The 10,741-nt window shown below is 71.1% G+C and carries 10 protein-coding genes; 1 reads left to right on the forward strand and 9 read right to left on the reverse strand.

Annotated elements, in window-relative coordinates:
• The 8 genes from RH94_RS15185 to RH94_RS15220 form a co-directional block, all read right to left on the reverse strand.
• Window positions 1-1,483, reverse strand: a 1,483-nt coding sequence (locus tag RH94_RS15185) for an ABC transporter permease subunit (RefSeq protein WP_234425792.1), incomplete at its 3' end; no start/stop codon positions are given.
• Between the two features lie 3 nt (window positions 1,484-1,486).
• Window positions 1,487-3,013, reverse strand: coding sequence for an ABC transporter substrate-binding protein (locus RH94_RS15190; RefSeq protein WP_073948127.1), 1,527 nt, complete (start codon window positions 3,011-3,013; stop codon window positions 1,487-1,489).
• An 84-nt stretch (window positions 3,014-3,097) separates the two neighbouring features.
• Window positions 3,098-3,637, reverse strand: a complete 540-nt coding sequence (locus RH94_RS15195; protein WP_073948128.1) for a GNAT family N-acetyltransferase — start codon at window positions 3,635-3,637, stop codon at window positions 3,098-3,100.
• Window positions 3,638-3,704: 67 nt separating this feature from the next.
• Window positions 3,705-4,244, reverse strand: coding sequence for a hypothetical protein (locus tag RH94_RS15200; protein WP_073948129.1), 540 nt, complete (start codon window positions 4,242-4,244; stop codon window positions 3,705-3,707).
• Between the two features lie 137 nt (window positions 4,245-4,381).
• Window positions 4,382-5,746, reverse strand: coding sequence for a GH1 family beta-glucosidase (locus RH94_RS15205; RefSeq protein ID WP_073948130.1), 1,365 nt, complete (start codon window positions 5,744-5,746; stop codon window positions 4,382-4,384).
• Window positions 5,747-5,778: 32 nt separating this feature from the next.
• Window positions 5,779-6,618, reverse strand: a complete 840-nt coding sequence (locus RH94_RS15210; protein ID WP_073948138.1) for a carbohydrate ABC transporter permease — start codon at window positions 6,616-6,618, stop codon at window positions 5,779-5,781.
• A 52-nt stretch (window positions 6,619-6,670) separates the two neighbouring features.
• Complete coding sequence (locus RH94_RS15215) at window positions 6,671-7,672, reverse strand: carbohydrate ABC transporter permease (protein WP_073948131.1); 1,002 nt, start codon at window positions 7,670-7,672, stop codon at window positions 6,671-6,673.
• Between the two features lie 5 nt (window positions 7,673-7,677).
• A complete protein-coding gene (locus tag RH94_RS15220; protein ID WP_073948132.1) occupies window positions 7,678-8,994 on the reverse strand; it encodes an ABC transporter substrate-binding protein in 1,317 nt (438 codons plus the stop codon).
• Between the two features lie 221 nt (window positions 8,995-9,215).
• Here RH94_RS15220 and RH94_RS15225 point away from each other — a divergent pair, with 221 nt between their 5' ends.
• Window positions 9,216-9,500, forward strand: coding sequence for a hypothetical protein (locus RH94_RS15225; RefSeq protein WP_073948133.1), 285 nt, complete (start codon window positions 9,216-9,218; stop codon window positions 9,498-9,500).
• Between the two features lie 297 nt (window positions 9,501-9,797).
• On the opposite strand, the gene RH94_RS15230 is transcribed toward RH94_RS15225, so the two are convergent.
• Window positions 9,798-10,741, reverse strand: a 944-nt coding sequence (locus RH94_RS15230) for a DDE-type integrase/transposase/recombinase (protein ID WP_143203998.1), incomplete at its 5' end; no start/stop codon positions are given.

Consider the following 10,741-nt stretch of genomic DNA (forward strand, 5'->3'; position numbering starts at 1 on the left):
GGCCCCGGGTGGCGGTCAGGTGGAGGGTGGCGCGCTCCTGCCGCAGCAGCGCGGAGGTGTGGGCGGCGAGCGGCGCCCAGGCGACGGCGGCCACGGCGAGCGCGGGGGTGGCGGGCCCGCTGCCCCACACGGCGGTGGCGAGCAGGGCGAGAAGGACAGGCGGTACGGCGTTGACGGTGTCGACCAGGGGCCCGGACAGCCGGGGCAGCAGGCCGAGCAGGACACCGGTCAGCAGGCAGACGGCGCTGATCGCGAGGGCGAGCAGCAGGGTGTCGACCGCACCGTGGCCGATCCTGGCGAGCAGGTCCCGGCCGAGCGCGTCGGTTCCGAACGGGTGGGCTGCGGACGGGGGTTGCAGCCGGGCGCCGGTGTCGAGGGCGAGCGGGTCGCGGGGCAGGCCGAGGAGGACGACGCCGAGCAGCAGGCCGCCGTACAGCAGGGGCGGGGTTCGGCGGGCGGGTGGGGCCGGCCGGTGCAGGGTGGGCAGGGCGCTGTCGCGCAGGGCGGGTCCGGTGAGCAGGCGGGCTGCCAGGCGTGCGGCCGTGGCGGCGAGGGCTCCGAGCAGGACCAGGGCGAGGGTGCCGGCCTGGAGCACGGGCAGGTCCTGGGCGAGCGCGGCCTGCAGGGTGGTGCGGCCCAGTCCGGGGATGTCGAAGATCTGCTCGACGGCGACGGCACCGCCGGTCAGGCCGACGACGAAGAGCCCGAGGTTGGGCAGCAGTGCGGGCAGGCAGCGGTGCAGGGCGTGGCGGGCGACGCGTCGGCCCGGCATGCCGTGTGCGGCGGCGGCCGCTGCCCAGGGCTCGGCGAAGGCCCCGGGCAGCAGGTCGTCGAGGAGCCGCCCGAGCACGGCCCCGGCGGGCAGGCCGAGGGCGAGCGCGGGCAGTACGGTCCAGCGGGGTCCGTACCAGCCGAGCGCGGGCAGCCAGCCGAGCTGCACCCCGACGACGGTGGCGAGCACGGAGGCGGTGAGGAACTCGGGCAGCGCGGCGAGCATCGCCGCCCCGGTGCCGCCCGCCCGTCTCCCGCCGCCGCCCTTCCAAGGAGGCGCCTTGCGCCCCACCTCCTGATCCCGTTGTTCCGCCAGTCGCCGGCGCGTCCCCCGGTGGAGGGTGCGGGCGCACACCAGCCCGGCCGTGACGACGGCGACGGCCAGCGCCGCTGCCATCAGCAGCAGGGACGCGCCGAGCGCCTGCACCACGGTGGGGGCGACCTCGGTCCCGGACAGCCAGGACCGTCCGGCGTCCCCGCGCGGCAGCCCGCCCAGCCAGTGCGCGAGCAGCCGCAACGGGCCGTCGTCCAGGCCGATTTGGCCGCGGATGTCGGCGAGCACCTCGGGCGTGGGGTCCCGGTCGGCCGAGCGGGCCTTGAGCACGGTGAGCGCCGGGTCGGTGTGCGTCAGCCAGGGCAGCAGACCGATGCCGCACACCAGGCCGGCCGCGAGCGCGGTGCGCCACAGGGCGGTGCTCAGGGTGCCTTTCATGGTTCAGCGGCGGGTGCCGGTGCCGACGAGGGTGCGCTCGTACGGGTCGAGGAGCACGCCCTTGACCGCGCTGCCGACGCCGGTGATGACGCGCTGGTGGACCAGCGGGACCACGGCGTCGGTGCCGAGGATCTCGGCCTCCGCGGCCATGGCCGCGTCCTGTCGCTCGCCGCTGTCGACCGTCCCCTCGGCCTTGGCCACGGCCCGGTCGACGTCCCGGTCGCACAGCAGCGCCAGGTTGTAGCCGCCGTCGCAGGTGTAGTCACTGGCGAGCACGGCCACGGGGTCGCCGGTGTCGACCAGGGTGTTGCGGGCCAGCACGACCCCGTCGAACGTGCCGGCCAGCGCGTCCCCCTCGAGCCGCGAGTACTCGCGGACCACGAGCTTCACCCGGAAACCGGCCTTCTCCAGCTGCTGCTTCAGCACCTGGGCGACCTCGGGCAGTTCGGGCCGGTTGTCGTAGGTGGCCAGGGTGACCGACGCTCCGTCGGGCCGGCCTTCGGCCGCCCGTCCCGCCGGCTGCTTCCGCTTGCCCTCGGCCCAGGTGACGGCGGGCCCGTAGATGCCGGCGCCGGCGTCGGCGTGTCCTTCGTAGACGCCCTGGGCGAGTGCGGAGGTGTCGACGGCCGCGCGGGCGGCGGCCCGCAGTTTCGGGTCCTTGAAGGGGCCCGACCTGGTGTTGAGCAGCAGGCTGGTGGTGCGGGTGGTGGCGGTCTCGTGCCGGGTGGCCTTGTCCAGGACGGCGGCCTGGGCGACGGGGACGGCCTCGGCGACGTCGACCTGGCCGGTGCGCAGGGCGTTGGCGCGGGCGGTGCCGTCGGCGATGAACCGGGCGTCGACACCGGAGGCCTGGGCGCGTCCGCCCCAGTAGTCGTCGAACCGGTCGAGGGTGGCGGAGGCGGCGCCGTCGACCTTGGTGAGCTCGAAGGGCCCGGTGCCGGTGCCGACGGGGTCGACGTGGCTCTTGTCGCCGTACGCCTTGGGGGCCAGCACGGCGAGACCGGGGCTGGACAGCCGCAGCGGCAGTACGGGGTCGGGCGTGCCGGTCGTGATCCGTACCCCGCGGCTGCCCTCGGCCCGGGCGGTGAGGGTGACGCCGGACAGGGCGGCGGGCGCGGGCTTGGCCTCGGTGGCGTGGGTGAGGGCGGCGGCGACGGCGGACGGGGTGACGTCCGTGCCGTCCTGGAAGGTCGCCTCGCGCAGGGTGAACAGCCAGGTGCGGTCGTTCTCCCGCCGCCAGGACTGGGCGAGCGCGGGGGCCGCGGCGCCGTTGGCGTCCAGGGCGGTCAGGCCCTCGGTGACGCCGAGCCGGCTGAGGAGGGTGGCGTCGGCTCCGTGGGGCGAGAGGTTCTCGGCGGGCGGGAAGGCGAGGGCGACCCGCAGCCGGGACCCGCTCTTGGCGTCACCGGTCCCTCCGGCGCCGGTACCGTCCCCGTCGCCGGAGGCGAAGCAGCCGGACAGGAGCGGGGTGAGCAGGAGGGCGGCGAGCAGCCCTCGGGGGCGGCTCAGGGCATGACGAAGGTGGGGCATGGTCCTCGGGTTCTGAGTCTGTTCCGGGCGGCGGACGTTCCGAACGACGTGAGCCTATATGAAAATGATTGCCATTACCTTCTGTCACCCCATCGGAACCTCGAAGTGCACGATCCCCTGCCCACCCCCCGGGTCCTCGCGCTCGTCGTGCACGACCTTGGCGAGCGACCGCCAGAACCCCTCGGCGCCGGGCACCGCCGGGTCCGTGTGCAGATACACGGCGCGGTATCCCCCGTCGGCGGCCGCGAACGCCAGCAACTCCTCCACGAGCCGCCGGGCCAGCCCGCGCCTGCGGTGCTCGGGGCGCACGTAGACCCTGCGCAACTGTGCGGTCCCGCCCGAGGGGTAGCGTTCGGCGAGGTGACGCGGGTTCGGCGGGTGAGCGGGCCCGCGCGAGTCGAGCGCGGCGGTCGCGACGACCTCCCCTCCCGGCCCGTCGACGGCGACCAGCAGGGTGTGACGGGCGGGCAGCAGGTAGGCGGCGACCGGATCGACGATGTCACCGTGCCAGCGGGGCACGTAACCGGTACCGAAGTCGCGGTACACGGTGTCGAGCATCACGGCTCGGGCACCATCGATGTCGTCCGGGGTCGCAGGCTTGATGCGGTACTCATGCACCTGCATATCTTATGCAGTAAGGATCGTACGACGATCAAGCGGTCTTGTCCCTGGCCAGTTGCCGGCGGTCCGGCTACTCGACACCCGCCGCGTCGAGCAGACGGACCAAGTCCTTGCGCCCGTACCCCAGCAGCGAGGCGCGGTGAGCGGCCGTCAGCAGCAGGTGCGCCACGGTTTCCCCCGCGTAGCCGTTCTTGTCGGCGCCGAGCCACTCCTGGGGTTTCTCGATGCCGAGGCTGTTCATCACCAGCCCGTGCTCGCGGCGGATCTCGGCGACGGTGCCGGTGACGGCGTCCAGGAGCGACTTTCCGGGGCGCTCGCACTCGAGGGCGAAGCGCCCCCGGTCAACCGGAACGCATCCCGCGGGCGGCCGCGCCCGCAGACCCGCGTACCGCTCGTCCCCGAACCCTCCGGTGCCGAACGCGTCGTCCACCAGGAAGAAGCGGTGATGCCCCGGCGGGACAGGAGGTGGTGGAGGCGTGTACTCCCAGCCGGCGTCCTCGTGCAGCCGCCGCTTGACCTCCTCCTCGTCGGCGAGGGTCACGGTGAATCCCGACTCCTCGTTCCGACCGGTGGTCGTGCCGTCCTCGTTGCGCCGGAAGTACAGTCCCATGTCGCGTCTCCTTCGATACCGGTGTGCCGGAAGATCCGATCCCGTCACCCGTCGAACGAGCCGCCCCCACCGCCCGTGCCCGCCACGCCCGACATCACCCGATCGAGCGAAACAGTCGGGATGGGTGGATGGATGCCTCAGACGGCCTCCGGTCCCCGCTCCCGGTGCGCGCGCACGATCTCCGCGTACCGGTGCCCGCTGCCCTTGATGGTGCGCGCCTGGGTCCGGTAGTCGACGTGGACCAGGCCGAAGCGCTTGCCGTAGCCGTACGCCCACTCGAAGTTGTCCAGCAGGGACCAGGCGAAGTAGCCGGCCAGCGGGGCGCCCTTGCCCGCGGCGGAGGCGCAGGCGGCCAGGTGCCGGACCAGGTAGTCCTGGCGCCCGGGGTCGTCGACCGTGCCGTCGGCGCGGACCACGTCCGGGAAGGCGGAGCCGTTCTCGGTGACGTAGATCTTCCGGGCTCCGTACTCGTGGGTCAGGCGCAGCAGCAGCGTCTCGATGCCGTCGGCGTCGACCTCCCAGTCCATGCCGGTGCGCGGTACGCCGGGGCGGCGCACCGGGCGCACGCGGGGCGCGGGCCCGGCGGGGTCGTCGGCGACCGTGGCCGGGAAGTAGTAGTTGAGGCCCAGCCAGTCCAGCGGCGCCGCGATGACGTCGAGGTCCCCCGGCCGTTCGGGGAGGTCGACGCCGTAGACCTCGCGCATGTCGGCGGGGAAGCCCCGGCCGTGGACGGGGTCCAGCCACCAGCGGTTGACGTGGCCGTCGTGGCGGCGGGCGGCCGCCTCGTCCTCGGGTCGGTCGGTGGCGGGGAAGACGGTGGAGAGGTTGTTGACGATGCCGACCTCGGCGCCGGGGGCGGCGGCGCGGATCGCCCGGGCCGCCAGGCCGTGGCCCAGCAGCAGGTGGTAGGAGGCACGGACCGCGGCGGTCAGGTCGGTCAGGCCGGGGGCCATCGTGCCCTCGAGGTGGCCGATCCAGGCGGAGCAGGAGGGCTCGTTGAGGGTGGTCCAGTGGGACACCCGGTCACCGAGGCGTTCGGCGACGGCCGAGGCATAGGCGGCGAAGTGCTCGGCGGTCGCCCGTTCGGGCCAGCCGCCCCGGTCCTGGAGCACCTGGGGCAGGTCCCAGTGGTAGAGGGTGACGGACGGGGTGATGCCCGCCTCCAGCAGGGCGTCGGTCAACTCGTCGTAGAAGGCGAGGCCCTTGGGGTTCACCGGCCCGTCGCCGCCCGGCATCACCCGCGGCCAGGCGATGGACAACCGGTAGGCGTTGGTGCCGAGTCGCCGCATCAGGTCGATGTCCTGGCGCCAGCGGTGGTAGTGGTCGCAGGCGATGTCGCCGTGGTCGCCGTTGTCGGTCTTGCCGGGGGTGTGGGAGAAGGTGTCCCAGATGGACGGCGAGCGGCCGTCCTCGGCGACGGCTCCCTCGATCTGGTACGCCGATGTGGCCGTTCCCCACAGGAAGTCGTGCGGAAGCGCGGCGAGGTCGATGGCGTCGAACACGGAGGTCCCTTCGGAAAGAGGTGCGTCGGGGCTCACTTCACCGCTCCGGCGGTGAGCCCGGCGACGAGGTAGCGCTGCAGCAGCAGGAATCCGGCGACCACGGGCACGCTGACGACGAGCGAGGCGGCCATGATCTGGTTCCAGTACACGTCGTTCTGCGTGGAGTAGCCCTGCAGGCCCACGGCGAGCGTGCGGGTGGTGTCGTTGGTCATGACGGAGGCGAAGAGCACCTCGCCCCACGCGGTCATGAAGGCGTACACGGCGACGGCGACGATGCCGGGGATCGCGGCCGGCACCACGACCCGGAACAGCGCGCCGAGCGGCCCGCAGCCGTCGACCAGCGCCGCTTCGTCCAGGTCGCGCGGCACCGAGTCGAAGTACCCGATCAGCATCCAGATCGAGAACGGCAGCGAGAAGGTGAGGTACGTCAGGACGAGCCCGCCGCGCGAGCCGAACAGGGCGATGCCGGTGGCGTTGCCGATGTTGACGTAGAGGAGGAACAGCGGGAGGAGGAAGAGGATGCCGGGGAACATCTGCGTGGACAGGACGGTGACCGTGAAGACGCGCTTGCCGCGGAAGGCGTAGCGGCTGACGGCGTACGCCGAGAAGACCGCGATCACCACCGAGCAGACCGTCGCCGCGCCCGCCACGATCAGCGAGTTGGCGAAGTACTTGGCGAGCGGAACCGTCGACCAGATGTCGATGTACGGACGGATGGTCAGATCACTGGGCAGCCAGCGGAACTTGTCCGTGACGTCCGCGAGCGGCTTCAGCGAGCTGGAGACCATGACGTAGACCGGGACCAGGACGAAGCCGGTCAGCAGGGTGAGGAAGATCCGCCGGGTCCAGAGGAAGGAGCGCGGCGGCGCCATCGGGGACTTGCAGGAGTCCCTGGAGGAGTCTTTGCGGAAGTCCCTGCGGATGTCAGGCATCGGCGGTCCTCCGCCCGCGTGAGGTGAGCGCCAGGTACACGCCCGTGACGGCCAGCAGGAAGAGCAGCAGCAGGACGGACATGGCGGAGCCGGTGCCGAAGTTCCAGCTGACGAAGGAGGCTTGGTAGATGTGGACCGAGACGAGGTCCGCGGCCTCGGGGGCGGCCCTGCCGAACAGGACGTACGGCGTGTTGAAGTCGTTGAACGTCCACAGGAACAGCACCAGGACCAGCACCTGGTTGACCGGCCGCAGCGACGGCAGGGTGATACGGCGGATCTGCTGCCACGTGCCGGCGCCGTCGAGCGCCGCCGCCTCGTACAGCTCGCGCGGGACGTTCTGCAGTCCGGCCATGACGATGAGGAAGGCGAACGGCCACCCCTTCCACACCGACACCGTCAGCAGCGCGAAGAAGCTGTTGTCGCCGATCAGCCAGAACGACGGCTTTCCGGTGAGGTGCAGCTGGTCGTGCAGGACGTGGTTCACCAGGCCGTTGTCGTGCTGGAACATGAACACCCAGGTGATGACGGCGGCGTAGACCGGCAGCGCGTACGGCACCAGGAACAGCGCGCGCAGCAGACCGCGCCCGCGGAAGGTGTCCTGCATGCAGATCGCGGCCGCGGTGCCGACCAGCCAGCACAGGCCGACCGACAGCAGGGTGAAGGCGACGGTGACGAGGAAGGAGTGCAGCAGCGCCTCGCCGACGGGGGCGTCGAACTCCACCGACATGCGGTAGTTGCCGAAGCCGGCCCAGGGTGCCGCGCCCCAGTCGCGGATGTAGAACTGGGTGAGCTCCTTGAAGCTCATCGCGACGCCGATCACCATCGGCACCAGATGGACGAGGAGTTCGAGGAGGAGGGCGGGCAGGAGCAGCAGGTAGGGCAGCGAGACGCGGCGGAGCCACCCGGTGGGCCGGCGCGGACCGCGCACCGGCCCACCGGAGGAACCCGTACGCACGGGCCGCGCACCCGCCTTCGCGGTGACGGTCGTGGCCATCTCGCTCACTTCGCCGGCATCTGCTGCTGGGCCTTGAGGAGCCTGGCCTTCACCGACTCGGTGGTCACCGCGCGTCCGGCGGCGGCGTCGGCGAACAGCTCCTTGACGGCCGTGCCGACCGTCGTCTCGAACTGGGACTCGTCGGCGACCTGCGGCAGCGCGGCGGCACTGGTGGCGAGGGTGTTCTTCAGGACGGCGTTCGCCGGGGTGTTGAACGCGGCGTCGGACTGGGCGTTCTTGACCGGAGGAATGGAGCTGTAGGCCTTGTTGAGGATCCCCTGCTCCTCGTCACTGGTCATGAACTTCACGAACTTCGTGGCGCCGTCGAGGTTGTGGGTGTTCTTGAAGACGGCGAGGTTGATGCCCGCGACCATCGAGTTGACCTGCGTGCCGGTGCCGGGGGTGCCGGACCGCACGGGCACGGGGGCGATGCCGTAGGCGTCCTCGCTCATGCCCTGGGACTTGAGGTTGGCGGAGGCCGACTGCCACAGCAGCATGGCCGTCTTCCCCTTGGCGAAGTCGCTGACCGACTGGTTCTGGGCGTACTCGGCGTTGCCCTGCGGGATGACCTTGTCCTTGGCCATGAGGTCGACGTACTGCCTGACCGCCGCGACCGCGCGTTCGTTGGTGAAGTCGGGCTTGCCGTCGGCGGTGAAGAAGTCGGCGCCGTGCTGCTTGGCGAAGACGAAGACGTGGTGGATGTTCTCGGAGACGTTGGAGCCCTCGGCGCCGAGAACCTGCTTGCCCTTCGCCCGGATCCTCTTCCCGTCGGCGACCAACTCGTCCCAGGTGGCCGGAGGCTTGCTGATCCCCGCGTCGGCGAAGATCTGCTTGTTGTAGTAGAGCGCGTACGCCATCGAGTACAGCGGTACGGCGGCCGGGTCCTCGCCCTCGGCGCCGGTCGAGCCGAGCGCGGAGTCGACGAAGCGGTCCTTGCCGCCGATCCTGTCGAAGTTCCGCGCGTCCCACGGCAGCAGTGCCCCGGTGGCCTGCAGGGAGGCGCTCCAGGTGTTGCCGATGTTGAGGACGTCGGGCCCCTGGCCGGAGGTGGTCGCGGTCAGGATCCGGTTGAGCAGGTCGGACCAGGGCACGACTTCGAGCTTCACCTTGATGCCGTACCGCTTCTCGAACTTGTCGAGTTCGGGCTGGAGGACCTTCTTGTCGGCCTCGATGCTCGCTCCCTGGTTGGAGGCCCAGTAAGTGAGCGTCTTCGGCGAGTCGTTGGATCCTCCGCCCGTCGACGACCCGCCTCCGCAGGCCGAGGCGGCGAGGGCGAGAGACAGGGTGACGGCGCCTACGGCCGCGGCTCGGATGCTGCGCATGGCTCCTGGTGTCCCTTTCCGGGTTCGGACGCACCTCATCACTTAATTTAGGACGTGAGTTAAATGCCCCGGAGGGAGCCCGTCAAGGGGCGCCGCACGGATGGACCGCAACGGTTGGGCATCGGCGACCGCAACGGACATATCACGCAAACCGCATGAATAAGGTCACTCCGCCGGGGGACTCGCTCCCTTGACCCCCTCACGGAACGGAGACCCATCGAATGATCATCAAGAAAATGCACGAAATGGGCATCCGTAGCGAGCATGCCTACCTCGCCGGTGTCGTCTCCATCGGATTCAGCGTCGCCGCCTGGTTGGGCAGCCTGAAGCTGGAACCCGGCGTCGGCCTCGACCGCGCCGACCGTTGGGGCATCTTCGTCGGAGAATGGGCGCCCACCTTCTTCGGTCTCGGCCTCGCCCTCTCCCACTACGAACAGCAGGACGGCACCCTCACCGCCGCCAACGTCCACGAACTCCGTGAACGGCAGAAGGCGCAGGCCGTCTGACCGACGCGGAACCGGCACCACCTCTGGCGGAGGAGGCGGGCGCAACGCGCAGAACGCTCCCGCGACCGGTGTTGCGGGAGCGTTCGTGCGCAGTCTCCTGCCGGCGATTGACGACCGGGCCCCTCCAAGGGACGGCGTACGGCTGACCGGCCGAGGCCGTATCCCGCGGGGCGGGCCATGAAGGTGTTCCGGCCCTGGGTCCGGCTGCGCAGCCGGGTCGCGTAGCCATCCCGACCCGCTCGTCCTCGACGACTTCTCGGTGCGGAAGATTTCAAGTCCAGTGAGACGGTTGGGGCGCTATGAGGTTTGTGGTGCGGGTTCCCTGCGTCTGGCCGGGTCGTTGATCCACGCCTGCTGGGGTATCCGGGGTGGTCGGGGGCGGCGGCCGAAGCGTTCGGGGTGGCGGGCGTATGCCTCGGCGAGGGTGACGGCCCGCTGGTCGCGCACCTCCTCGGCGGTGCCGAAGTGCACGCTGGCGGGCGTGTGCCAGCCGATCCCCGAATGCCGGTGCTCGTGGTTGTAGTACGCGATGAACGCGTCGAACCACTCGCGGGCATGGGCCAGCGAATCGAACCGTTCGGGATAGTCGGACATGTACTTCGTGGTCTTGAAGTGGGCCTCGCTGTAGGGGTTGTCGTTGGAGGTCTTCGGCCGCGAGTGCGACCGCGTGACGCCGAGGTCGATCAGCAACTGCGAGACCTTCTTGGAGGTCATCGAGGTGCCGCGATCGGCGTGCACGGTCTCCGGCACGATGCCGTTGCGGGTGATGGTCTCGCGGATCAACTCCTCGGCCCGCCGGGACGATTCGGCCCGCTCGACGGTGTGGCCGACGATGTAGCGGCTGAAGATGTCGATGATGACGTAGGCGTGATACCAGACGCCCTTGACCGGTCCGGCTGCCTTGGTGATGTCCCAGGTGAACACCTGCGACGGTGCGGTGGCCACCAGCTCGGGCACCGCCTGGGCGGGGTGGGTGGCCTGGCGGCGGCGTTCGCCGGACTGCCCCTTCTCGCGCAGGATCCGGTACATCGTCGAGACCGAGCAGTGGTAGCGCCCGGCGTCCAGTTCGCGGGCCCAGATCTGCGCGGGCGGCAGCTCGGCGTACTCGGCGCTGTTCATCAGCTCCAGTACCGCAGCCCGTTCCTCTGCCGTCAGGGCCGAGGGCTGGACCTGCGGCGAGCGGGGCCTGCGCGGTGGTGAGGGACGGAGCCGGCGGTAGTGGGTGGCCCTGGAGCGGCCGG

The organism is Streptomyces kebangsaanensis, from assembly GCF_001906585.1.
In the GTDB taxonomy this organism is placed as follows: domain Bacteria; phylum Actinomycetota; class Actinomycetes; order Streptomycetales; family Streptomycetaceae; genus Streptomyces; species Streptomyces kebangsaanensis.

What these genes read in the sequence shown, in the direction of transcription:
- RH94_RS15215 (WP_073948131.1), bottom strand. Translation starts at nt 7,672, where the DNA reads ATGGCCACGACCGTCACCGCGAAGGCGGGTGCGCGGCCCGTGCGTACG.
- RH94_RS15195 (WP_073948128.1), bottom strand. Translation starts at nt 3,637, where the DNA reads ATGCAGGTGCATGAGTACCGCATCAAGCCTGCGACCCCGGACGACATC.
- RH94_RS15200 (WP_073948129.1), bottom strand. Translation starts at nt 4,244, where the DNA reads ATGGGACTGTACTTCCGGCGCAACGAGGACGGCACGACCACCGGTCGG.
- RH94_RS15220 (WP_073948132.1), bottom strand. Translation starts at nt 8,994, where the DNA reads ATGCGCAGCATCCGAGCCGCGGCCGTAGGCGCCGTCACCCTGTCTCTC.
- RH94_RS15190 (WP_073948127.1), bottom strand. Translation starts at nt 3,013, where the DNA reads ATGCCCCACCTTCGTCATGCCCTGAGCCGCCCCCGAGGGCTGCTCGCC.
- RH94_RS15210 (WP_073948138.1), bottom strand. Translation starts at nt 6,618, where the DNA reads ATGGCGCCGCCGCGCTCCTTCCTCTGGACCCGGCGGATCTTCCTCACC.
- RH94_RS15225 (WP_073948133.1), top strand. Translation starts at nt 9,216, where the DNA reads ATGATCATCAAGAAAATGCACGAAATGGGCATCCGTAGCGAGCATGCC.